A 23,517-nucleotide genomic window follows, 5' to 3' on the forward strand; every position below is an offset into this window, starting at 1 on the left:
GCGCGGACTAAGGCTCTGGCGCGCCGCGTGTCTTCAGGTCGACCCTGGCCTGCGTGCTACCATTGTTAGCTAATGTCTATTTATCCATCCCGTCATTCGATCGAGCTTCAATGAATTCCGAGACGCATTCAACGACACCGCCCGCGAGCCTCACAATCGTTTCGCGGGAAAGCCGGCTGGCGATGTGGCAAGCCGAGCACGTGCAGTGTGCGCTGCACAAATTATATCCATCTTGCGACGTCAAAATTCTCGGAATGACGACGCGCGGCGATCAGATTCTCGATCGCACGTTATCGAAGGTCGGCGGCAAGGGTTTGTTCGTCAAGGAACTGGAAGCCGCGCTCGCCGACGGCCGCGCCGATCTCGCGGTTCATTCGCTCAAAGACGTGCCGATGCAACTCCCCGAAGGCTTCGCACTCAGCGCGATTCTCGAACGTGAAGATCCGCGCGATGCGTTCGTCTCTTCGCACTTCGATTCGCTCGCTGCCTTGCCGGCGGGCAGCGTGGTCGGAACCTCGAGCCTGCGCCGCGAAGCCATGATCCGCGCGCGCTATCCGCATCTCGAAGTGCGGCCGCTGCGCGGCAATCTCGACACGCGCCTTGGCAAGCTGGATCGCGGCGAATACGCGGCCATCATTCTCGCGGCGGCCGGTCTGATACGGCTTGGTCTCGAAGGACGCATCCGCGCGTATCTGGATGAAACCGACAGTCTGCCGGCGGCGGGGCAGGGTGCGCTCGGCATCGAGATTCGTGCGGATCGCGCCGATCTCGTCGCGTGGCTCGCGCCCTTGCATCACGAAGCGACCGCGCTTGCCGTCGAAGCGGAGCGCGCCGTGTCGCGTGCGCTTGGTGGCAGCTGTGAAGTGCCGTTGGCCGCTTACGCGCATTGGGAGAACGATTCGCTGTACTTGCGCGGCGCGGTCTCGACGCCGGATGGCACGCGCGTCTTGAACGCGGAGGAACGCATCGCCACGCCCGATCTCGCCGCCGCGCTCGAACTGGGTTTGCGCGTATCGGCGGATCTCGAAGCGCAGGGCGCCATGGAGATCGTCAATGCGCTGACCACCATCAGCCACCCGGACGGGCCGAACCGAAGCCCCGGCAACGACGCGGCCAATCCCGACCTGATCCCGCCTTCGACGGCGGGCAAGCACTGATGGCGAGCGAGCGTCGCGCCACCATCGTCGTCACGCGGCCTGCGGGACAATCGGCTGCGCTCATCGCGCTTCTCGCCGATGCCGGTTTCGAGACGCTCGAGTTTCCGCTCATCGACATCGCGCCCGTCGCCGACGACGCTCCTTTGCGCGCGGCCCTCGACGAACTCTACGGGCCGCAACGTTACGCGCTCGTGGTTTTCGTCTCGCCGAATGCGATCGATCATGCGTTCAGCCGTCTTTTCGCGCCGTGGCCTGTGGATGTGCCGGTGGCCGTCGTGGGTCCGGGCAGCGTCGCTGCGCTGGCGCGGCAAGGCGTGAGCGCGCCGGCGTATCGCGTGATCAGTCCGTCGGCGGAAGAAGCCGATCCGCGTTTCGATTCCGAAGCGCTCTACACGGCAATCGAAGCCACGCTCGGCGAGAACGGTCTGGAAGGCAAGCGCGTGCTGATCGTGCGTGGCGATGGCGGGCGCGAGTGGCTCGCCGAGCGCCTCACCGAAGCGGGCGCGCAAGTGGAGAAGGCGGCGGCGTATCGCCGCGTGCTGCCCGAACCGTCCATGCACAAGTGGGAGCGCATCCACACGCTGCTCGCGGGCAATCCGCACGCGTGGCTGCTGACGAGTTCCGAAGGCGTGCGCAATCTCGACGAGCTCGCGCGCGAACATCTCACCGACGACGAGATCACGCGGCTGCGGCACGCGCAGGTGATCTGCCCGCATCCGCGTATCGAGCAGGCCGCGCGGCAAGCGGGTTTTGATAGGATGACGGTGTCCGGCGCCGGCGACGAGCGCATCGTGCAGGCAGTCGATGCGCTTTACCCGCGCAAATCGGCTGGAATTCAGGCTGAACCTCACACCAATCAAGCACGTGAATCGCACGCGAAGCCCGCACCGGCGGATGCATCGCCGGACACGCAACCGGCCGCCGCGCCGGCCCACCAAACGGCTCAATCACGCATGACTGATTCGAACGATTCCAACAAAGCTTCACCTCAGCCCAACGTGCCACCGCCTCCGCCCAATACGCCTTTCACGCCCTACGAGCAGCAGAAGCGGCGCGGCGGCGCGGGCACGGTGTTGTTGTGGTTCGTCATCGTTATCCTCGCGATTGCTGCGGGCGCGGGCGGCTATGCGCTCAACCGCAAGTTCGAACGCAATAACCAGGCGCTCGCACAGCGCGTCGAAGAGGCCAACGCGCAAGACGCGCAACTGCGCGCCAAGGCCGACGAAGCCGCGAGTTCGACCGCCGCGCTCAATACGCAGGTCATTCAGTTGCAGGGCAAGCTCAATGACGCCGAGGCGCACAGCCAGGCGTTGCAGCAGCAGTATCAGGACCTCGCGAGCAATCGCGACGACTGGACGGTTGCCGAAGTCGAGCAGATTCTGTCGAGCGCAAGCCAGCAATTGCAATTGACCGGCAACGTGCAACTCGCGCTCTTCGCGCTGCAAAGCGCCGACACGCGGTTGGCCGCCACGAACGGTCCGCAGGTCGTGGCGATCCGCAAGGCCGTCGCGCAGGACATGGACAAGCTCAAGGCCACGCCGACCACCGACCTCACGGGTCTCGCGATCAAGCTCGATACGGCGATCGACCGCATCGATAGTTTGCCGCTGTCCGGCGAAGCGCCGATCGATCCGGCGCGCGCTCGCGCGTCAGAACCGGGTGACAGCGCGTCGATTGCTGCGGCGACCGGCGTGCCGCGCTGGAAGGTGCTGTGGTATCAGATCACGAGCGGCATCGGGCAGCAGTTGTCGAGTCTCGTGTCGGTGCGGCGTATCGACAATGCGGACGCCATGCTCACGTCGCCGGATCAGGGTTACTTCGTGCGCCAGAACGTGAAGCTGCGTCTGTTGTCCGCGCGTCTTTCGCTGCTTTCGCGCAGTGAGCCTACGCTCAAGTCCGACCTGAAAGCCGCCGATGCCGCGCTTGCCCGCTACTTCGATCCCTCGTCGAAAGCGGTTCAAGCCGTGCGCGATCTCGTGAAGCAGGTCGATCAGGCGTCGATGGCCGTCGCCGTGCCGAACCTGGACGCGAGCCTCGCCGCCGTGCACCAGTTCAAGCGAGGCGGATGATGACGATTCGTGGACTCATCTGGATTGCGCTGTTGTTCGTCGTTGCGGCGATCATCGCGACGGTCGGCGGCTTCAATGGCGGGCAGATTTTGCTCGTGCTGCCGCCATATCGCATCGACATGTCGCTCAATCTGTTTGTCGTGGCGCTGGTCGTGCTGTTTCTCGCGCTCTATGCGCTGATCCGCGCGATCCGCGGCGTGTGGAAGATGCCGTCGCGCGTGGCGGCGTATCGCACGCGCAGCAAGCTTGCGAAGGCGAACGCGTCCTTGCGCGATGCGATCGGCCATCTGTACGCGGGCCGCTTCTCGAAGGCCGAGAAAGCCGCGCGCGATGCGTTGAGTGTCGAGGACAACAAGGGCGCGGCGGGCTTGATCGGCGCGAACGCGGCGCATCGGCTGCATGAATACGCGCGTCGCGACGAGTGGCTCGCGCAAGTCGGCGGCGCGGACTGGCAGGACGCGCGCCTGATGGCCACCGCCGACATGCGCGCCGATGGCCGCGACGCGGACGGCGCGCTCGTCGCGCTGACCGAGATCCAGGCGCAGGGCGGGCGGCGCATCCATGCGCAGCAGATCGCGTTGCGCGCCCAGCAGCAGTTGAAGAACTGGGGCGAAGTGCTGAAGCTCGTGCGCATGCTGGAAAAGCGCGAGGCGCTGCATCCCGCGGTCGCCGTGCGGCTGCGGCAAGTCGCGGCGGAAAACCTGCTGCGCGATCGCCGGCATAATCCGGATGCGCTGCTCGAACTGTGGCAATCATTGTCGCCGGTAGAGCGTCAGTCGCCGCGTCTCGCCGATCTCGCCGCCGAACTGCTGATCGCGCTGGATCGTCGGGCGGAAGCGAAGAAGATTATCGAAGACGCGCTTGCCGTGAACTGGGATGCGCGGTTGTTGCGGCGTTATCCGGATTGCATCGTCGGGGGCGACGCCTTGCCGCTCATTCAGCGCGCCGAAGCCTGGCAAAAGGAACGCACCGAAGACGCCGACCTGCTTTTCACGCTCGGTCGTCTGTGCCTGCATCAGCAATTGTGGGGCAAGGCGCAGGCGTTTCTCGAATCGGCGCTGAAGCTGGCTGAAGACGAGCCGTTGCGTATTCGGACGCATCGCGCGCTGGCGCGTCTGCACGAGCAACTCGGCGATACCGAAAAGGCCGCGGAGCATTATCGCGCAAGCGCGCTGGCAATGAACGTGGTGTGACGCTTTCGTTTCGGCACAAAAAAGCCGCATGCGCTTCAAACGCATGCGGCTTTTTCGTTGGCTGGCCTGAAGGCTCAGATTCAGGCTCGATTCAATACGTTGGCACCGAAGGATCGACCTGACGCGACCACGCGTCGATGCCGCCGTACAGATTGAACACGTTCGTGAAGCCGCGCGACTCCAGATACATGCCGACCTGCGCGCTGCGCGCACCGTGGTGGCAGATGCAGACGATCTGTGCGTCGTCGTCGAGTTCTTCGCTACGCGCGGGGATGTCGCGCATGGGAATCGACACGATCTTGTCGAGCTTCGCGGTCTGCACTTCCCACGGCTCGCGCACGTCGAGCAAAACGGGAGCGGGGCGCGAGGTGTCGGCAAGCCACGCGGCGAGTTCGGGTGCGGTCAGATTTTGCATGGAATCGAGTAAGGACGATGGCGAAAGCCGGGCGGCGCCCGGCCCGAACGCACCAAATCAGAACCTGAATAGCGAAGGATGCACCGCGTTTTGCAGCGGCGCGACGAGCGTTTCGAAAACATCGGACACGCGGAATTGCTTTTCGTCGACCCGCGTGATGATCTGCGCCTTCATGACCGGCGCCGTGCCGACGAAAGCGGCGATACGCCCGCCCACTTTCAACTGTTCGAGCAATTCCTGCGGCATGACCGGCATGCCGCCCGAAACGCAGATCACGTCATAAGGCGCGCCGTCGGCCAAGCCCCGCGCGCCGTCGCCGTGAACCACATGCGCGTTCGACACACCGTTCGCCGCGAGATTCTGCTTCGCGAACTCGGCGAGTTCCGGCGAGATTTCAACCGTGGTCACGCTGCGGCCGCGATGCGCGAGGAGCGCCGCCATATAGCCCGAGCCCGCGCCGATTTCCAGCACCGTCTCACCCTTGTGAATGGCCAGTTCTTGCAGAACCCGCGCCTCGACCTTTGGCGACAGCATGCGCTCGCCGCCGGGAAGCGGAATTTCGAGGTCCGCGAAAGCGATATTGCGGTACGCGGCGGGAACGAAGTTCTCGCGCTTGATGAGCGACAGCAAATTCAGAATCTCCTGGTCCAGCACTTCCCAAGGACGAATCTGCTGCTCGATCATGTTGAAACGCGCTTGCTCGATGTTCATGTTCGTTGTGCGTCGTTGTGCGTCGTTCTGCAAGAAGGGTAGCCGCGAAGGCCGCCGGGTCAGACTTTCAGGCAGCTTCAGGCGGGTTGGAAAACTGTGCGATTGTAGCAAATAGACGGGTTTTCCCGCCCGTTCGCGCGCAGCCAGTGCGGCTCGGCTCATGCAGTTCGACTAATGCGGCAGTCGGGTATCGAATTTGAAGGTGACGAGCCGCGCGACCAGAATGAAAGCCGTAGACAGCAGCACGTTGTAGATCGTGTCCACTTGAAGCTGTTCGAGCCCGATATATATCCAGCAGCCCGCGAACGCGCACACTGCGTACGGCCGTGAATCGCGCAGGATCAGCGGAATCTCGTTGCACAGCACGTCGCGCATGATGCCGCCGAACACGCCGGTGGTAACGCCCATCATCGTCGCGGTGAAAACGGGCATTTGCGCATCGAGCGCGATGGAAGTGCCCGAGACGCTGAAGAGTCCGAGGCCGATCGCATCGGTGATGAGGAGCGCGCGCTGATCGAACAGACGCGTCGTCACGCGTAGAAAGAAGGGCGCGAAAATCGCCATCGCGAAGATGACGAACACGTATTCCTGATGCTCGACCCAATAAAACGGCCGGCGTGACAGCAGCACGTCGCGCACGGTGCCGCCGCCGAAAGCCGTGGCGAGGGCGACGAGAAAGGCGCCGACGGCGTCGAGCCGGCGCTTGCGCGCCTCGATGAGACCGGAGAACGCATACGCGAAAATCGCGAACGCCTCCATGATGGAAATGGCGAGAGTCAGCCTGGGATGCACGTTCTAACCCGCTTTGCGGTTCTTGTCTTGTGGATGTTGATGATGTCGCGGCGCGCTCGCCGGTTGCAGCAGCACGAGCACGGCGCCCGCGCCGCCATCGTGCGGACGCGCCTGACAGAACGCAATCACTTCGACCTTCTGCACGAGCCACGCGCGCACCTTGCCTTTGAGCACCGGCTCGCGGCCGACGGACCCGAGCCCCTTGCCGTGAATCACGCGCAGACAGCGCAGCCCGCGCTTCACGGCTTCGCGGATGAACTCCGCAAGCGCCTCGCGCGCTTCCTCGCGGCGCATGCCGTGCAGATCGAGTTGCGCCTGAACGATCCACGCGCCGCGCCGCAACTTTCTCACGACTTCCTGACTGATGCCCGGACGACAGTAGGAAAGCGTCTCGTCGATATCGAGCAGGCTTTCCGGGTCGTATTCGTCGGAGAGCGCTTCCTGCAGCACCGCTTCCTCGTCGCGCCAGCTTTGCAGCGGAAGCGGTGGCGGCGGCACGCGGGCGATAGCGATGCGCGGCGGCGTCTTCAATGGCTCGATTTCGCCGATGGCGCGGCGAAACTCATCGGCCTCGGCCAACGTTTCGCGTTCCGCACGTACGGCGGCGACGCGTTCGGCCTCGCGCTTCTCCGCCTGCGCCTTCAACGCGCTTTTCAGCGATCCGAGTCCGGCGAGCCCTTCGCGTTTCACCGCTTCGGCGACATCGACGGGTTTCGCTTCGACAGGCGCGCTGACTTGCGGCGTGGCGGCGCGCCGCAGTTTCGGTTCGTTCGGATGAGGTTGGTTTTTCGGCATCGTTCGGCCAACGGATAAGCGCGGGACGGTCAAACGCAGCGCGCCGATTGTGCCACGCGCGGCGCCATGCACCTGCACGCAACGGCGCTCGCGAAAATAAAAACGGGCCGGCGGCGCGAACCGTGGCCCGTTCTTCAGTCTGGTTCAACCCTCGATGCGGCTGAACTCAGTGAGCAGTACGCTGCGCGCCGGCAACCATTCTAACGGTCCGACGCGCGCGCGGTCGCTCAACGATCCTTTTCGTGGCTCATCGAGTGCGGCGTGGGCGTTTCGTCGATGGTTTCCAGATAACGTTGCGCATCCAGCGCCGCCATACAACCGGTTCCGGCGCTCGTGATTGCCTGACGATACACGTGATCCTGCACGTCGCCCGCCGCGAACACGCCGGGGATGCTGGTGGACGTTGCGTCGCCCGTCGTGCCGCCCTTCGTGATGATGTAGCCGTTCTTCATTTCGAGCTGGTTGGTGAAGAGATCGGTGTTCGGCTTGTGACCGATTGCGACGAACACGCCTTGCAGCTTGACATCGGTGGTATCGCCGGTTTCGGTGCTCTTCACGCGCAGGCCGGTCACGCCGGTCGCGTCGCCGAGCACTTCGTCGAGTACGTGGTTCCACTTGATATCGACGACGCCTTCCTTTTCCTTCGCCAGCAAGCGGTCGATGAGAATGGGCTCGGCGCGGAACTTGTCGCGACGATGGATCACCGTGACCTTCTTCGCGATGCCCGCAAGGTAAATGGCTTCCTCGACCGCCGTATTGCCGCCGCCGATCACCGCCACTTCGCCGTTGCGATAGAAGAAGCCGTCGCAGGTAGCGCACGCCGACACGCCCTTGCCCATGAACGCTTCTTCGGAAGGATCGCCGAGATATTGCGCCGATGCGCCCGTCGCGATGATGAGCGAGTCGCACGTGTACTCGCCCGAGTCGCCGATCAACCGCAGCGGACGCTCGTTGAGCTTCGCCGTATGGATGTGATCGAAGACGATCTCGGTGTTGAAGTTGCGCGCGTGTTCTTCGAGGCGCTGCATGAGTTCCGGACCCTGCACGCCCGTGGGATCGCCCGGCCAGTTTTCGACGTCGGTGGTGGTCATCAACTGACCGCCTTGAGCTAAGCCGGTGATGAGCAGCGGCGACAGATTCGCGCGCGCGGCGTAGACGGCGGCCGAATAGCCGGCGGGGCCGGAACCGAGAATCAGCACTTTGGCGTGTTTGGTCGATGACATGGCGTTTGGTCCGTTATTGATGGCCGTCGGGTTGTGGCGCGGCAACTTCGACGCCCGGCGCGAGAAGCGGCTCATGACCGCGACGCGCATTGCAGCCCCGACGAACTCTAGTTGGGTGCAAGCGATCAATTATAAAGGCCGTTGCAAAAGCCTTCCGAGTGAACCTTTCAATCGGATTGATAGCCGAGCGTCGCAGGAATCACGAAAAAATCGTTGCTTAATCGTGGCTTAAACCACGACGGTTTGCGTGTGACGAGTGTTACAGGTTGCAAGCACGGACGCCTTTTTGCGCCGTTCACCGCAATGCAGCGTTTACAATAGGCCACCTTATATGCGGCACTTTATAAGCCGCGACAAGCGACTCCGAATCAATGGCCAAAGCATCCTATTCCGCGAGCCCGCAGGCGCTGCCGCACCGCATGTCGCGGCTCTTCACCGAGATTCGCTGGATTCTCCAGGTTGCGCTCGGACTGTTTCTCGTCATGGCGCTCCTTTCCTATAGCCGGAAAGACCCGAGCTGGATGCACGCCATCAGCGTGGATCACATTTCGAATTGGGCTGGGCGCGTCGGCGCCAACACGTCCGATATCCTGCTGCTCGCGTTCGGGCTCTCGTCGTACTGGTTTGTCGTGCTGCTCGGGAGGCGGATCGTCGCGAATTACCGGCGCATCACGCAACCCGCGCTCGCCGACGACGACACCCCGCGCGATCGCACCTGGCTCGCCGAGGCATTCGCGTTCGTGCTCGTGCTGCTCGCAAGCGATGGCATCGAGGCGTTGCGCATGTGGTCGCTCAAGGTGCCGCTGCCGCGCGCGCCGGGCGGTGTGGTCGGCGACATGGTCGCGCGCCATGTTTCCCATGCGCTTGGCTTCACGGGGGCGACGCTCTTTCTGCTGATCGCGCTGGCCATCGGCCTGTCGCTCTATTTCCGCTTCTCGTGGTTGTCCGTGTGCGAAAAAGTCGGCGACAGCATTCTCACCGCGATCACCGGCGCGCAACTCCGGCGCGAAGCGGGCCGCGACCGCAAGCTCGGCGAGGAAGCGGCGACCAAGCGCGAAGGCAAGGTCGTGCGCTCGCGCGTGAAGCAGGAAGATCACGAGCCGGTCGTGATCGTGCCGCCGGTCGCCACGCCGCCGCGCTCCGAGCGCGCGGAGAAAGAAAAGCAGGTGCCGCTGTTCAAGGACCTGCCGGGCGATTCCACCTTGCCGCCGCTCGCGTTGCTCGACGCGCCGCCGAAAACCCAGGAAACCATTGCTGCCGACACGCTGGAATACACCTCGCGTCTCATCGAAAAGAAGCTGAAGGACTTCGGCGTCGAAGTGAGCGTGGTCGCGGCGTATCCGGGGCCGGTCGTGACGCGTTACGAGATCGAACCGGCCACGGGCGTGAAGGGCAGCCAGATCGTCGGGCTCGCGAAGGATCTGGCGCGCTCGTTGTCGCTCGTGTCCATCCGCGTCGTCGAAACCATTCCGGGCAAGAATTTCATGGCGCTCGAATTGCCGAACCAGCGCCGCCAGACCGTGAAGCTCTCCGAGATTCTCGGCTCCGAGGTCTACGCAGCCGCCGCCTCGCCGCTAACAATGGGCCTTGGCAAGGACATCGGCGGCAATCCGGTCTGCGCCGATCTTGCCAAGATGCCGCACTTGCTGGTCGCGGGCACCACGGGTTCGGGCAAGTCCGTCGGCATCAACGCGATGATTCTTTCGCTCCTCTACAAGGCAAGCGCGGATCAGGTGCGGCTCATCCTCATCGACCCGAAGATGCTTGAAATGAGCGTCTACGAAGGCATTCCGCATCTGCTGTGTCCGGTCGTCACCGACATGCGGCAGGCGGGTCACGCTCTCAACTGGGCGGTCGCGGAAATGGAGCGGCGCTACAAGCTCATGAGCAAGATGGGCGTGCGCAATCTCGCGAGCTTCAACAGCAAGATCGACGAAGCGAAGAAGCGCGACGAAACCATTCCGAACCCGTTCAGCCTCACGCCGGACGAACCCGAGCCGCTCGCGCGTCTGCCGCATATCGTCGTGGTCATCGACGAACTGGCCGATCTGATGATGGTCGTCGGCAAGAAGGTCGAGGAGTTGATCGCGCGGATCGCGCAGAAGGCGCGCGCGGCGGGCATCCATCTGATTCTCGCGACGCAGCGGCCGTCCGTCGATGTCATCACGGGCCTCATCAAGGCGAACGTGCCGACGCGCATGGCGTTCCAGGTGTCGTCGAAGATCGATTCGCGCACGATACTGGATCAGCAGGGCGCGGAATCGTTGCTCGGCATGGGCGACATGCTTTATCTGCCGCCAGGCTCGGGTCTGCCGGTGCGCGTGCATGGCGCGTTCGTGTCGGATGAAGAAGTGCATCGCGTGGTCGACAAGCTCAAGGAGCACGGCGAGCCGAACTATATCGAAGGCATCCTCGAAGGCGGACTGGCCGGCGAGGGTGAAGAAGGCGTGCCCGGCGCAGGCGGCGCGACCGATGGCGAGTCCGACCCGCTTTACGATCAGGCGGTGGAAGTGGTCATCAAGAACAAGCGCGCTTCGATCTCGCTCGTGCAGCGGCATCTGCGCATTGGCTATAACCGGGCGGCGCGGCTGCTCGAACAGATGGAGAACTCCGGGCTCGTTTCGTCGATGTCGTCGAACGGCAACCGCGAGATTCTGACGCCGGCGCGCGATTCCGATTGAGCGCCGACGTGTTTTGAATGGAGAACAAAAGCATGAAGCAACACACGGGGAAGAAGGTATTCGGCGCGGCGCTGCTGTCCGCGTCGATGCTGTTTGCATCGCACGCGTACGCGAGTGGCACGGAGCAGCTGAAGGCCTTCGTTTCGCAAGTCCACGCGGCACGCGGCGAATTCACGCAACAGGAAGTCAAGGCGCCAGGCAAGGTCAATAACGGCGCAAGCTCCACGACTACGCCGACCAAGGGCGTGACCTCCAGCGGCACATTCATGTTCGCGCGGCCGGGCAAGTTCATCTGGTCGTATGAAAAGCCGTACTCGCAGGTTTTGCAGGCGGACGGCGACAAGCTCTACGTCTATGACAAGGACTTGAACCAGGTCACCGTTCGCACGCTTGGCGGCGCGCTTGGCGCAAGCCCCGCCGCCATCCTTTTCGGCAGCAACGACCTCGACAAGAACTTCACCTCGCGCGATGCGGGCGAGAAGGGCGGCATCGACTGGCTGGAACTCACGCCTAGAGCGAAGGACACGCAGTTCGAACGCGTGGGCATCGGCTTCAAGGACGGCAATCTGCAAGCCATGGAACTGCACGACGTGTTCGGCAACGTCACGCTTCTTACGTTCTCGAACATTCAGAAGAACCCGCCGATCAAGAGCGATACCTTCAAGTTCAACGTGCCGAAGGGCGCGGACGTGATCAACGGGTAAGGTTGGGCGCCCGGCTTATTGATAGTCGGTGACGACCGTCACGAGCGCTGTCGATGGCGCCGACATGGACAGCACGCCGCCTGTCGCGCCGACGTGAAACGTGCCATCGCTGCCGCGTGCGGTCTGACGTCCAGCGCCATCGGCGAAGCGCGCGTACACGCTGCCGGCAATGGCGACGCGTGCGTTCGGCGCGTCGGTTGGCGGCGGCGTGAAGTGCACCGAGACCGTCTGGTCGCTCGCATGGTTCGTCGCCGAAAAAGTTGCGGACGTTGCCGCCGTCGATGTCGATACGCCGAACGGCGGCGCCACCAGCGCGCCCCGGAATGTGATCGTGCCACCGGGCATCGTGTACACCGGGGCGGATACCGCATAGGCGCTCATCACGGCGAGCGCCGCTGCCAATCCCACCCGGCGTGTTTCTCTCAGCTTTGCTTGGTCCATCTTTTCCCCCGTTGAAAAGTCCGTGTTTCGCGTGACGTGATTAAGCAAATCCGATCATTCGGCTTATTTTTGAGATAACGCGATTAGCTTGGATATTAGGAGAAATCGTGTCGGTCGAGTGATTGGCTTTTGCTAATTGCTCGCGGAAATCGATGCTTGTCGAATAAGCATGCGTACTGCTTATTTAGCTGCGTCTAAGCAGTGTGAGCGACGGTCATGTCCTCGATGAATGCATCGACGATATCGTTCTTCGCATTGCGCGAGCCGCGTCCACGCTCGGCGCGCACGACCATGTGAAACGCCACGCGATAACGCATGAACTCGGGATTCAACGCGGCGAGCAAGCCGTCTTTCACATAAGGCGCGGCGAAATGCTCCGGCAGATAACCGAGATGCCGCCCGGATAACACGAGCATGGCGACGGCTTCCATGTTGTCCGCGACCGCGCCGATAGTGCGCGGCGTGAGCGCGCCTGCTTCGGGCAGCGGATAGCTGCGCCACGCCCACGCATGATCGGCGGCATCGTCCGGACTCACATTGCCTGCGTGTGCAAAAAGCGGATGCTCGCGCGCGCAGTACGCGAACTGATCTTCGGCAAAGATCTGCGTGTATTCGAGCGACGGCACGCGATGCCAGAAGTAGCCGATCGCCATCTGAATGCGGCCGGCAAGCAGCATTTCCTCGAGTTCGCCTGGCGAGCGGACGAGCACGGATAGGCGCACCGATTCGTCGCGCTGCCGGAAGCGCGCGATCGCCTCGCTGATGCGCGCATTCGCGCTCACCGGCGTGTTGCCGATCATCCCGAGCGTCAGCGTGCCGACGAGTTTTCGGCCGACATGGCGCGCGGTGGAATCGAACGTTTCGACAGCGGCGAGCAACGCTCTGCATGCATCGACGAATTGCTCGCCGCGCGAAGTGAGTGCGAAACCGCCGCGTCCGCGCTCGCAAAGCCGGTAGCCGAGGCGCGTTTCGAGCGTCGCGAGTTGCGTGCTGATGGTCGACTGGCCAACATTGAGCGTGGCCTGCGCGGAGGAAACGCCGCCTGCATCGACGATGGCGAGAAACACGCGTATGAGCCGCAAATCCAGGTCGGAAAGATGAGTGAACACGCGCGCTGCCTATACATCGATTGGAATCGATGTGAAGTTGTTTTCGTCGCCATTTTAGCTTGGGTCAAAAGCGGGTACTAATACGCCATCTTTGGCTCAACGGAAACATTTGACACCATGAATACGTTTTCGCTCTTTACACCTGCCGAACACTTCAACGCCGAACGTCCGCAACCGCTTTCCGGCAATCAGATGCCGCGCTGCGGCGGCATCACCACGATGATGCGTCTGCCGAACGTGCCGACGGCCGCCGGTCTCGACGTGTGTTTCGTCGGCGTGCCGTTCGACCTCGGTACGTCGAATCGCACGGGCGCGCGTTTCGGCCCGCGTCAGGTGCGCAGCGAATCGGTGCTGCTGCGCCCTTACAACATGGCGACGCGCGCCGCGCCGTTCGACTCGCTGCGCGTGGCCGATATCGGCGATGTCGCGATCAATCCGTACAACCTGCTGGATTCGATCGACCGCATCGAGCGCGCATATGGCGAGATCCTCGCGCACGATTGCAAGCCGATCACGCTTGGCGGCGATCACACCATCGCGTTGCCGATTCTGCGGGCGATCCACGCGAAGCACGGCAAGGTCGGGCTCATTCACATCGACGCTCACGCCGACGTCAACGACACCATGTTCGGCGAGAAGATCGCGCACGGCACGCCGTTTCGCCGCGCGGTGGAAGAGGGCTTGCTCGATTGTGGGCGCGTCGTGCAGATCGGCCTGCGCGGCACAGGCTACGAGGCGAGCGATTTCGACTGGTGCCGCGAACAGGGCTTTCGCGTCGTGCAGACGGAGGAGTGCTGGAACAAGTCGCTCGCGCCGCTGATGGCCGAAGTGCGCGAACAAATGGGCGACGGGCCGGTGTATATCACCTTCGACATCGATGGCATCGATCCGGCGTTCGCGCCCGGAACCGGCACGCCGGAAATCGCGGGTCTGACGGTGCCGCAGGCGCTGGAGATCGTGCGCGGCGCGTGGGGCTTGAATATCGTCGGGGCGGATTTGGTGGAGGTTGCGCCGCCGTACGATCCGTTCGGAACCACGGCGCTGCTCGGGGCGAATCTCGCGTTCGAATTGTTGTGCGTGTTTCCGGGCGTCGAGCGGCGCGCGTGAATCGGGCGAGACGTTACGAAGCCAACGCCGCCCGCCGCGTCGAAACCAGCAGCAAGTAGCAGACGGCGCCCAACGCAAGCGATGGCAATGTCGCGCCCAGATTCGGCAGCCACTGGTTGATCGCGTGATAGGCCGCGATTCCGATCGCCCACGCGACAAAGGCGCTCACGTGCCAGCCGCCCGAATAGCCATAGCGGCCGACGGACTGGCCGAGCGCGGCGAGATCGACGCGGCGCTTTCTCACGATGAAGTGATCGGCCAGCACCACGCCGAAGAGCGGCGCGAACACCGAACCGATCAGCAGCAGGAAGTTCTGATACTTGCCCATGGCGACGGCGAGCGCGACCAGCGTGCAGAGCGCGCCGAACGCGGCGGAAAGCACGGGTACGCTCACGCGCGCCCAGAACGTGCCCGTCGATACGGCGGCGGAGTGGATATCGGCGAAGGCGTTGTCGATTTCATCGATGAGAATCAGGAGCAGCGCAATGCCGCCACCCGCCTGCGCGAGCGCGATGGTGAGGAGCGCATCGCCGCCGCCCGCGGCCAGCCCGTACACCGCGCCGAGCGCGTAGAACCACAGGTTCGCGATGCCGTAGCCGAGCAGCGTGCCGCGAAACGAGCCGCCCGCGCTGCGAGAAAAGCGCGTGTAATCGGCAATCAGCGGCAGCCACGAAAGCGGCATGGCAACGACCAGATCGATCCCCGCGCCGAACGCCAGCTCGCCGGTGCCAGGACGCGCCAGCAGCGCGGCCAGATCCTGCTTGGCCAGCAGATTCCACGTGAGCCAGCCCGCGCCCGCGAGCAAAAGCCAGATGCCCCAGGTACGCAGAAAGCGCCGCACGAAGGACAGCGGACCGCTCACCGCGAGCAGCGTGGCGAGCACGCCGAAGATCACGGTCCAGACGAGCGGCATCGACAGATTGAAAGATTGTTTGGCGAGCGCGTCCGCGGAATCGCGCATGACGATGATTTCGAACGAGCCCCAGCCGACCAGTTGAATGGCGTTAAGCACGGCAGGCACCGACGCGCCGCGCACACCGAGCGTCGGGCGCAGCGAGGACATGGCGGCGAGCCCCGTGTCCGCGCCGACCACGCCCGCGAGCGCGAGCAGCACCACGCCGATCACCGTGCCGATGACGATTGCCACGAGTGCGTGCGGCAGCGACAGACCCGGCACGAGCAGCGCGCCCGCCTGCGCGACCAGCAGGCCGATGCCGAGCGAGAACCACAGCGCGAAGGCGTCGCTGGTGCCGAAGGCGCGCCGTTCGGGCGGCACGGGAATGAGCGGGGCGTAAGTCGACGTGTCCTCTTGCTGCATCGGATTTGATCCTTATCTTGTCTGTTCGCGGTTTGTCCGAAGCCGTCGCTCGCGCGCGAGCATCGGCTGTCATAATGACCCGGATTTTGCGGCCACGCGGAGCAATGCGCTAGCTCTGCCGTTCGGCATAGGCAAGAATGCGTCCGGTGACCCGGCCGTCGGCGCCTCACCTCACTCAGCAAGCACATGTTCGAAGAAAACCGTGGCACCGTCCCGCTCGCGGAACGCCTGCGCCCCCGCACCATCGACGACGTGATCGGGCAGAAGCATCTGCTCGGTCAGGCGAAGCCGCTGCGCGTCGCGTTCGAATCGGGCGAGGCGCATTCGATGATCCTCTGGGGCCCGCCCGGCGTCGGCAAGACCACGCTCGCGCGCCTCATGGCCGCTGCCTTCAACGCCGAGTTCATCTCGCTTTCGGCGGTGCTCTCGGGCGTGAAGGATATCCGCGAGGCGGTCGAGACGGCGCAGATTCATCGCGCGAACGGGCGCCAGACGCTCGTGTTCGTCGATGAAGTGCATCGCTTCAACAAGAGCCAGCAGGACGCGTTCTTGCCGCACGTGGAGTCGGGCCTGTTCGTGTTCGTCGGCGCGACGACCGAGAATCCGTCGTTCGAAGTGAATAGCGCGCTGTTGTCGCGGGCCGCCGTCTACGTGCTGAAAAGCCTGGACGCCGACGAGTTGAAAGAACTGCTGGAGCGCGCAAGCACTGAACTCGGCGGCCTGACCTTCACCGACGAATCGCGCGACGCGCTGATCGGTTCCGCCAATGGCGACGGCCGCAAGCTCCTGAATAACCTGGAAATCGTCGCACGCGCGGCCGCGCAGCAGAAGCAGACGCACGTGGATGGCGCGTTGCTCGGCAGCGCGCTCGCCGAAAATCTGCGCCGTTTCGACAAAGGCGGCGACGCGTTCTACGACCAGATCAGCGCGCTGCACAAGTCGGTGCGCGGCAGCAATCCGGACGCCGCGCTGTACTGGTTTTGCCGCATGATCGACGGCGGCGCGGACGCGCGTTATCTGGCGCGGCGCATCGTCCGGATGGCCTGGGAAGATATCGGTCTTGCCGATCCGCGTGGCGCGCGCATCGCGCTCGATGCCGCCGAAACTTACGAGCGGCTCGGCTCGCCCGAGGGCGAACTGGCGCTCGGGCAGGCGCTCATTTATCTGGCGGTCGCGCCGAAATCGAACGCGGGCTACAACGCGTATAACGAGGCACGGCGCTTCGTCGGCAAGGATCAGTCTCGCGGCGTGCCGGTGCATCTGCGCAACGCGCCGACGAAGTTGATGAAGGAGCTCGGCTACGGCCACGAGTATCGCTACGCGCACGACGAACCGGACGCCTATGCCGCCGGTGAAACCTATCTGCCGGACGGCATGCGCGACCCGCACTGGTATGCGCCGACGCCGCGCGGGCTGGAAGGCAAGATCGGCGACAAGCTGTCGCGTCTCGCGGAACTCGACGAAGCCTGGCGGCGCGAGCACAAGGATGAGAAGAAGCGGTAAGGGGTGTTGCACGCTGGCGGGTGCTTCGTTTCACTCGCACCGCCCGCCTGTTTCATCGAGCGAATCGAAGCGGCACGCGCCGGCCGTAACCGGTGCGTTAGACTTCACAGCTACTGGCGGCGCGCCTTGCCGCAAAAAATCGGCGGTGCATGATCGCCTGAACGCCAGCCACGGCCGCGCCCGATGCGTGCGCTAAAATCGTCGTTTTCGAATACTTAACAAAAGCATCCCCGACATGCTCGACATTCAACACCTCCGTAAAGACCTGGACGGCGTCGCGAAGCGCCTCGCCGACCGAGGCTACACGCTCGACGTTGCCGCCTTCGTCGCGCTCGAAGCCGAGCGACGCGACATCCAGACCCGCACCGAAGAACTTCAGGCGCGCCGCAATAGCCTGTCCAAACAAATCGGCGCGATGAAAGGCCGGGGCGAGGACACGTCGGCGGTGATGGCGGAAGTAGGCGGCATCGGCGACACGATGAAGGCATCGGCGACGCAACTCGAAAACGTGCAGAAGCGTCTGTCGGACCTGATGCTGACCGTGCCGAATCTGCCTCACGAAAGCGTGCCTGTGGGCAACGACGAGAAGCAGAACGTCGAACTGCGCCGCTGGGGTTCACCGCGCGCGTTCGATTTCGAGGTCAAGGATCACGTCGATGTCGGCGCGCCGCTCGGCCTCGATTTCGAAACCGGCGCAAAGCTTTCGGGCGCGCGCTTCACGCTCTTGCGCGGGCCTATTGCGCGGCTGCATCGCGCGCTCGCGCAGTTCATGATCGACACACACACCGAACAGCACGGCTATACAGAAGCGTACACACCGTACATCGTGAATCCTGAGATTCTCTACGGCACCGGACAGTTGCCCAAATTCGCCGACGACATGTTCCGCGTCGAGAAGGGTGGCGACGAAAACACGGTCACGCAGTACCTCATCTCCACCTCGGAGATTTCACTCACGAACACCGTGCGCGACAGCATCCTCGAAGCGAGCGCGCTGCCGGTGAAGCTGACGGCGCATTCGCCGTGCTTCCGTTCCGAGGCGGGTTCATATGGACGCGACACGCGCGGCCTGATTCGCCAGCATCAATTCGATAAGGTTGAGATGGTGCAGGTCGTCGCACCCGAGCACTCGTACGCCGCGCTCGACGAGATGGTCGGGCAGGCCGAAACCATTCTGCAGAAGCTCGAATTGCCGTATCGCGTGATCACGCTTTGCACGGGCGACATGGGCTTTTCGGCGGCGAAGACCTTCGACCTCGAAGTGTGGTTGCCGGCGCAAAACACTTATCGCGAGATTTCGAGCTGCTCGAATACCGAGGCCTTCCAGGCGCGACGCATGCAGGCGCGCTTTCGCAATGCGCAAGGCAAGCCGGAGTTCGTGCATACGCTCAACGGCTCGGGTCTCGCGGTGGGACGCACGCTGGTTGCCGTGCTGGAAAATTTCCAGAACGCGGACGGCTCGGTGACCATTCCCGCGGTTTTGCGCCCTTACATGCGTGGCGCGGAGCGTATCGAGGCGCCGGCCGTGGTCTGACGTTTATTTTTAAAAAGGGTCTTGGAAAGCTCGAACGACTTCGTTATACTTTCGTTCTTCGCTTGGCAACGACCCGCTTCGCGAAGGCCGGCAAAGCCTTTAAGGCCCAGTCTGGTAGACGGAAAGGTGGCAGAGTGGTCGAATGCGCTGGACTCGAAATCCAGTGTACAGTTTTGCTGTACCGTGGGTTCGAATCCCACCCTTTCCGCCAAGATACTAAACCCCGCAAGTCGTGAGACTTGCGGGGTTTTTCGTTGAGGGCCCGGTTTCGTTCAAGGCCTTCGCATCACTTCGGCATCACGTCGTGCATCAAGTCGTGCATCGCGCCACATCGAACCTCAGTTCGGGCTCCGGCAACCCGCTGTAGTCATCCACGGATCGCTGCACCTTCACCTCTGTTCCATACGCCGATGGCGTCAAGGTCACGAGCCACGCGTTCGGTCCGACGACGAGCTCCGTCGTTCCTTGATTGCGCACCGTCTGCACCGAAGGCAACCTGCCTTCGAGACAGCCCGATATATCCGACGCACGCCGCGCCGATGAAACATGAATCACGGGCTTCGACGCTCTCAGCTCCGGGCCACTCGTCGAACTGCAGGCAGCCAGCACGGACAAGACCGCGGTAACGGTACAAACGGCATAGACGGAATAAACGGCACGAGCAGCATTCAGGCGATGCAGGTTCATATCTTCAGGCTCGGGTTCTCAAGTGCGAATGCGGGTCACTAGACCACAATCGCGCATCGATCACAAGACCGCATGGCGCGATCGCAAACGCCCGGTGTCGCCACGAAACGCAGCACGCATGCGCCTTTCCAAAGAGAGAGGGCCGCACGAGAGTGCTATCATCGGCCCCAATGTCCTCGTGCACGGCGCGCCCCAAGCGGCGTTTCTCGCGCCACGCACGCAGGCGCGACGAACACATCTGCCAATGGCCATTACGCTCAAGACACCCGCTGACATCGAGAAGTTACGCATATCCGGCCGCATGGCCGCCGAAGTCCTCGCCATGATCGGGGAACACGTGCGCCCCGGCGTCACCACGGACGAACTCGACGCCATCTGCAACCGCTTCATCGTCGATGAACTGAAGGCCGTGCCGGCGAACGTCGGCTACATGGGCTTTCCGAAGACGGTCTGCACGTCGGTGAATCATGTCGTCTGTCACGGCATTCCCGGCCCGAAAGAACTGAAAGACGGCGACATCATCAATATCGACGTGGCGATCATCAAGGACGGCTACTTCGGCGACACGAGCCGCATGTACTACGCCGGCACGCCGAACAAGGAAGCGCGGCGCCTCACCGAAACCACCTACGAAGCCATGGTCGCGGGCATCCGCGAAGTGCGTCCGGGCGCGACGCTCGGCGACGTCGGCCACGCAATCCAGACGGTCGCGCACCGGGAAGGCTTTTCGGTGGTGCGCGAGTACTGCGGTCACGGCATCGGCCGCGTGTATCACGAAGATCCGCAAGTGCTGCATTACGGCCAGCGCGGCGCGGGCCTGCGGCTTAAGGCCGGCCTCGTCTTCACCATCGAGCCCATGATCAACGCGGGCCGTCCCGCCACGCAGCAGTCGCGCGACGGCTGGACGGTGACCACGAAGGACCGCTCGCTGTCAGCGCAGTGGGAACACATGGTCGCGGTAACGGAAGACGGCTTCGAGTTGCTTACGCCCTGGCCGGATGGCGTAGGCGCCTACGCCGCGCCGTAAAGAAGCGCGCGAGTACCGTTTGCGCGCGCCGTGATGGTGCGTAAGCGGCGAGAGCGCGTCTGCATGTGCGCTGTAAAGCACTATCCGAGAAGAAAGAATTGACGGGTACGCCCGTTCGGTTGAAGCTACGCGAATGGCCCGAATACCGGAAAGGCCCGAGCGCCTTCGAGGCAGAGAAGCCAGAGAGCCAGAGAGAATTTGCCTGCATGAGCCCCGCATGAGTCCCTCACTGACCGTCAACCGAATCGCCTCGCAACAGGGCGCGGTATTGCGCGAGCTGCGCACGTCGTCGCTGCGCGAAGCGCCCTATGCGTTCGGCGAGACGCTGGAAGATGCGCTGCGCGTCGAACCGCAATCGTTCGACGACACCGCCACCGAGCACGCGCATTCGCCTCGCGTCGCGACCTTCCTGCTCTACACGGAAGGGCATCCCTGCGGGCTCGTGCATGCGTATGTCGAGGAAGCCGGATCGGCGCGGGCCTTCGTGGCGGCGCTCTGGGTCGCGCCGGCAGTGCGCCACCTGCGTGGCGGCGAGTTGCTCGTGAACGCCGCGTCGCACTGGCTCGCGGCGCAGGGCGCATCGGAAGTGCATGCGTGGATCGCCGACGAAAACCGCACCGCAATGCGCTTCTACGAACGTCTGGGCTTCGGCCCCACGGGCGATCGCCGCACGATGTCGTCGCACGAACAGGAGCACGAACTGCTCTACGTGCGCCACGTTCAGCGCGAGACCGGCGCGTAAGTCTCGCTTCACCCTTCCTTCGCGCGTACTCATCGTTTCCGATAGCTGAAACGGGCCGTAAAAAGTATGGCCGCGCGCCCACACGCCTGTAAAATACGCAAAAATTTTGGCCGTTCCTATGTCGCTCAACAAAACGCCCTTCTTCGAACTGCGCAGCGGCTCCGTCGACACGCTCTACTTCGTCGTCAAGACTCCAGACCTCGATGCCCTGCGCACTGAACTCACGCGGCGCTTCGAGGCGACTCCCGAATTCTTCGCGGGCGACGTGGTCGCCATCGACGTGCGCCGGCTCGCCGAGAAAGCCGAAGGCGGCGAAGGCGAGCGCGTCTCGCTCGCGGAGCTCGAGACGCTTCTGAAGAGCGTGCGCATGCGGCCCGTGGGCATCGTCGCGTTGCCGGTGCAGCGCTGGGCAATTCAATGGGCAAGCGAGGGCGGCTTGCCGGTCCTCGAGGCGCGCGACCGGCGTGGCGCGCCGAAGCCTTCGGTCGATGAGGCCAAGCCTAACGTCGAGGCCGCCGCGGCGATCGAAGCAGCAGTCGCCATCACGCCGCCGCCCGCGCTGCCGCAGCCGTCGACCATCATCGACCGGCCGTTGCGCTCGGGTCAGCAGGTCTACGCGAAGGGCGATCTCATCGTGCTCGGGCTCGTGTCGTACGGCGCCGAGGTCATCGCGGAAGGCAATATCCATATCTATGCGCCATTGCGAGGCCGCGCGCTCGCAGGCGTGCACGGCAATCACGACGCGCGGATCTTCTGCACTTGTCTCGAACCGGAACTCATCTCCATCGCGGGAATCTACCGGACGACCGAGAACCCGCTCTCGCCCGATGTACAGAGCAAGCCGGTGCAGATCTGGCTGGACGAAGAAAAACTGATGATCGAACCGCTGCGGCTGACCTGACGCCGCGCGCCCGATGCCCCTTGGCGCGCGCTCGATTAAGCAACGCGACGGACCTATTTGACGAACACAAGGTACTTGTATGGCAAAAATCATTGTGGTGACTTCGGGGAAGGGCGGCGTCGGCAAGACGACCACCAGCGCGAGCTTCGCATCGGCGCTCGCATTGCGCGGCCACAAGACGGCCGTGATCGACTTCGACGTCGGTCTGCGCAACCTCGACCTCATCATGGGTTGCGAACGCCGCGTGGTGTACGACCTCATCAATGTGATCCAGGGCGAGGCGAACCTGCATCAGGCGCTCATCAAGGACAAGAAGCTCGAGAACCTTTACATCCTTCCGGCGTCTCAGACGCGTGACAAGGACGCGCTCACGCTCGAAGGCGTGGAGAAGGTGATCGACGAACTGAGCAAGATGGACTTCGAGTACATCATTTGCGACTCGCCGGCGGGTATCGAGTCGGGAGCGCTCATGGCCATGCACTTCGCGGACGAAGCGCTTATCGTGACGAACCCGGAAGTGTCGTCCGTGCGCGACTCGGACCGTATCCTCGGCATTCTCGCTTCGAAGACCAAGCGCGCGATCGAAGGCAAGGACCCGGTCAAGGAGCATCTGCTGATCACGCGCTACAACCCGAAGCGCGTCTCCGAAGGTGAGATGCTGTCGTTGAACGACATCCAGGAGATCTTGCGGATCGAGCTGATCGGCGTGATTCCGGAGTCGGAAGCGGTGCTGCATGCATCGAACCAGGGCTTGCCCGCGGTGCATTTGGACGGCACCGACGTTGCGGAATCGTACAAGGACGTGGTGTCGCGTTTTCTCGGCGAGGAAAAGGCGCTGCGCTTCACGGATTATCAAAAGCCAGGGCTGCTGCAACGTATCTTCGGCACCAAGTAAGGGGACGCAATGTCGATTCTTTCGTTTTTGCTGGGCGAGAAGAAAAAGTCCGCTGCGGTCGCGAAGGAACGCTTGCAGTTGATCATTGCGCACGAGCGCGCGGGTGGCAAAGCCGCCGCCGATTACCTGCCGGCGTTGCAACGGGAACTCGTTGCGGTGATTTCGAAGTACGTGAAGATTACTGACGACGATATTCGAGTGAGCCTCGAACGTCAGGACGATCTCGAAGTGCTGGAAGTGAAGATCGAGATACCGCCGGCATAACGCCGGGCTTGTGTATCGAGATGAACGTATGAAGCCAGGATCGGGCGATCCTGGCTTTTTTCATGGCGACGTTATCGTTTGCGCGCGGCTTCAAATGCGCGTGGCTTTCATCAATATTCGGTTGCACTTCGGTCATCTCGTAATCAGACGTTTGTCTTCCTTTTGACCACGTCGCGCATTGAACGGACATCGGCAGCAAGGTTGCGTTGCCGACATGAAAATCCGCGCCACCCGGCGCGTTCAATGTCC

Annotated in this window: 22 protein-coding genes and 1 tRNA gene; 14 read left to right on the plus strand and 9 right to left on the minus strand. The window is 63.2% G+C overall.

The window, feature by feature from the left end:
- The first annotated feature begins 110 nt into the window (after positions 1-110).
- Genes hemC through NCR98_RS03530 form a run of 3 tightly spaced genes read left to right on the plus strand, consistent with a single transcriptional unit; the run spans position 111 to position 4,419 of the window.
- Positions 111-1,157: a hydroxymethylbilane synthase gene (gene hemC / locus NCR98_RS03520; protein ID WP_244827319.1), complete on the plus strand. Its 1,047-nt coding sequence runs from the start codon at positions 111-113 to the stop codon at positions 1,155-1,157.
- Positions 1,157-3,226 (plus strand): fused uroporphyrinogen-III synthase HemD/membrane protein HemX, encoded by a 2,070-nt coding sequence (gene hemDX / locus NCR98_RS03525; protein WP_250525523.1) that lies wholly within the window; start codon positions 1,157-1,159, stop codon positions 3,224-3,226. Before hemC ends, hemDX begins: the two co-directional genes overlap by 1 nt.
- The gene (locus NCR98_RS03530; RefSeq protein WP_244827980.1) at positions 3,226-4,419 is read left to right on the plus strand and encodes a heme biosynthesis protein HemY; all 1,194 of its coding nucleotides are present in this window, start codon (positions 3,226-3,228) and stop codon (positions 4,417-4,419) included. The genes hemDX and NCR98_RS03530 overlap by 1 nt, the downstream gene beginning before the upstream one ends.
- Before the next feature lie 91 nt (positions 4,420-4,510).
- Here the strand turns inward: NCR98_RS03530 and NCR98_RS03535 are convergent, their stop codons facing one another.
- The 5 genes from NCR98_RS03535 to trxB form a co-directional block, all read right to left on the minus strand.
- The gene (locus NCR98_RS03535; RefSeq protein ID WP_250525524.1) at positions 4,511-4,834 is read right to left on the minus strand and encodes a rhodanese-like domain-containing protein; all 324 of its coding nucleotides are present in this window, start codon (positions 4,832-4,834) and stop codon (positions 4,511-4,513) included.
- A 57-nt stretch (positions 4,835-4,891) separates the two neighbouring features.
- The gene (locus NCR98_RS03540) at positions 4,892-5,545 is read right to left on the minus strand and encodes a protein-L-isoaspartate O-methyltransferase family protein (RefSeq protein WP_244827322.1); all 654 of its coding nucleotides are present in this window, start codon (positions 5,543-5,545) and stop codon (positions 4,892-4,894) included.
- Between the two features lie 171 nt (positions 5,546-5,716).
- Positions 5,717-6,337 (minus strand): trimeric intracellular cation channel family protein, encoded by a 621-nt coding sequence (locus NCR98_RS03545; protein WP_250525525.1) that lies wholly within the window; start codon positions 6,335-6,337, stop codon positions 5,717-5,719.
- 3 nt (positions 6,338-6,340) lie between these two features.
- Positions 6,341-7,132, minus strand: a complete 792-nt coding sequence (locus NCR98_RS03550) for a Smr/MutS family protein (protein ID WP_250525526.1) — start codon at positions 7,130-7,132, stop codon at positions 6,341-6,343.
- Between the two features lie 227 nt (positions 7,133-7,359).
- Positions 7,360-8,355, minus strand: a complete 996-nt coding sequence (trxB, locus tag NCR98_RS03555; RefSeq protein ID WP_250463652.1) for a thioredoxin-disulfide reductase — start codon at positions 8,353-8,355, stop codon at positions 7,360-7,362.
- 371 nt (positions 8,356-8,726) lie between these two features.
- Between trxB and NCR98_RS03560 the strand changes: the two genes are divergently transcribed.
- A complete protein-coding gene (locus tag NCR98_RS03560) occupies positions 8,727-11,036 on the plus strand; it encodes a DNA translocase FtsK (RefSeq protein ID WP_250525527.1) in 2,310 nt (769 codons plus the stop codon).
- Positions 11,037-11,068: 32 nt separating this feature from the next.
- Complete coding sequence (gene lolA / locus NCR98_RS03565) at positions 11,069-11,740, plus strand: outer membrane lipoprotein chaperone LolA (RefSeq protein WP_244827327.1); 672 nt, start codon at positions 11,069-11,071, stop codon at positions 11,738-11,740.
- 15 nt (positions 11,741-11,755) lie between these two features.
- Here lolA and NCR98_RS03570 read toward each other — a convergent pair whose 3' ends face one another.
- Positions 11,756-12,181 (minus strand): hypothetical protein, encoded by a 426-nt coding sequence (locus NCR98_RS03570; RefSeq protein WP_250463660.1) that lies wholly within the window; start codon positions 12,179-12,181, stop codon positions 11,756-11,758.
- Between the two features lie 194 nt (positions 12,182-12,375).
- Entirely contained in the window at positions 12,376-13,290 is a 915-nt protein-coding gene (locus tag NCR98_RS03575) for a LysR family transcriptional regulator (RefSeq protein ID WP_250525528.1), read from the minus strand.
- Positions 13,291-13,407: 117 nt separating this feature from the next.
- Here NCR98_RS03575 and speB point away from each other — a divergent pair, with 117 nt between their 5' ends.
- Complete coding sequence (speB, locus tag NCR98_RS03580) at positions 13,408-14,397, plus strand: agmatinase (protein ID WP_250525529.1); 990 nt, start codon at positions 13,408-13,410, stop codon at positions 14,395-14,397.
- Positions 14,398-14,410: 13 nt separating this feature from the next.
- On the opposite strand, the gene cytX is transcribed toward speB, so the two are convergent.
- Complete coding sequence (gene cytX, locus NCR98_RS03585; protein ID WP_250525530.1) at positions 14,411-15,715, minus strand: putative hydroxymethylpyrimidine transporter CytX; 1,305 nt, start codon at positions 15,713-15,715, stop codon at positions 14,411-14,413.
- 186 nt (positions 15,716-15,901) lie between these two features.
- Here cytX and NCR98_RS03590 point away from each other — a divergent pair, with 186 nt between their 5' ends.
- The 3 genes from NCR98_RS03590 to NCR98_RS03600 all read left to right on the plus strand — a co-directional run bounded on the left by NCR98_RS03590 (position 15,902) and on the right by NCR98_RS03600 (position 18,963).
- Positions 15,902-17,218, plus strand: coding sequence for a replication-associated recombination protein A (locus NCR98_RS03590; protein WP_250525531.1), 1,317 nt, complete (start codon positions 15,902-15,904; stop codon positions 17,216-17,218).
- A gap of 235 nt (positions 17,219-17,453) precedes the next feature.
- Positions 17,454-18,752: a serine--tRNA ligase gene (gene serS / locus NCR98_RS03595; RefSeq protein WP_250525532.1), complete on the plus strand. Its 1,299-nt coding sequence runs from the start codon at positions 17,454-17,456 to the stop codon at positions 18,750-18,752.
- Between the two features lie 120 nt (positions 18,753-18,872).
- Positions 18,873-18,963: transfer RNA gene (locus NCR98_RS03600), tRNA-Ser, on the plus strand.
- A 98-nt stretch (positions 18,964-19,061) separates the two neighbouring features.
- Here NCR98_RS03600 and NCR98_RS03605 read toward each other — a convergent pair.
- Complete coding sequence (locus tag NCR98_RS03605) at positions 19,062-19,439, minus strand: hypothetical protein (protein ID WP_244827334.1); 378 nt, start codon at positions 19,437-19,439, stop codon at positions 19,062-19,064.
- A 244-nt stretch (positions 19,440-19,683) separates the two neighbouring features.
- On the opposite strand from NCR98_RS03605, the gene map reads away from it, so the two are divergent.
- The 5 genes from map to minE all read left to right on the plus strand — a co-directional run bounded on the left by map (position 19,684) and on the right by minE (position 23,268).
- Entirely contained in the window at positions 19,684-20,466 is a 783-nt protein-coding gene (gene map, locus NCR98_RS03610) for a type I methionyl aminopeptidase (RefSeq protein WP_244827981.1), read from the plus strand.
- A 217-nt stretch (positions 20,467-20,683) separates the two neighbouring features.
- Positions 20,684-21,208, plus strand: coding sequence for a GNAT family N-acetyltransferase (locus tag NCR98_RS03615; protein ID WP_250525533.1), 525 nt, complete (start codon positions 20,684-20,686; stop codon positions 21,206-21,208).
- Positions 21,209-21,326: 118 nt separating this feature from the next.
- Positions 21,327-22,109 carry a septum site-determining protein MinC gene (minC, locus tag NCR98_RS03620; RefSeq protein WP_244827336.1) on the plus strand — a complete coding sequence of 261 codons (783 nt, stop codon included), beginning with the start codon at positions 21,327-21,329 and terminating at the stop codon, positions 22,107-22,109.
- Between the two features lie 79 nt (positions 22,110-22,188).
- On the plus strand, positions 22,189-23,004 hold the full coding sequence (gene minD / locus NCR98_RS03625; RefSeq protein ID WP_244827337.1) for a septum site-determining protein MinD: 816 nt from the start codon (positions 22,189-22,191) through the stop codon (positions 23,002-23,004).
- A 9-nt stretch (positions 23,005-23,013) separates the two neighbouring features.
- Positions 23,014-23,268, plus strand: a complete 255-nt coding sequence (minE, locus tag NCR98_RS03630) for a cell division topological specificity factor MinE (protein ID WP_244827338.1) — start codon at positions 23,014-23,016, stop codon at positions 23,266-23,268.
- Positions 23,269-23,517 lie beyond the last annotated feature (249 nt).

This window comes from Caballeronia sp. GAWG2-1, from assembly GCF_023631405.1.
Taxonomy (GTDB): domain Bacteria; phylum Pseudomonadota; class Gammaproteobacteria; order Burkholderiales; family Burkholderiaceae; genus Caballeronia.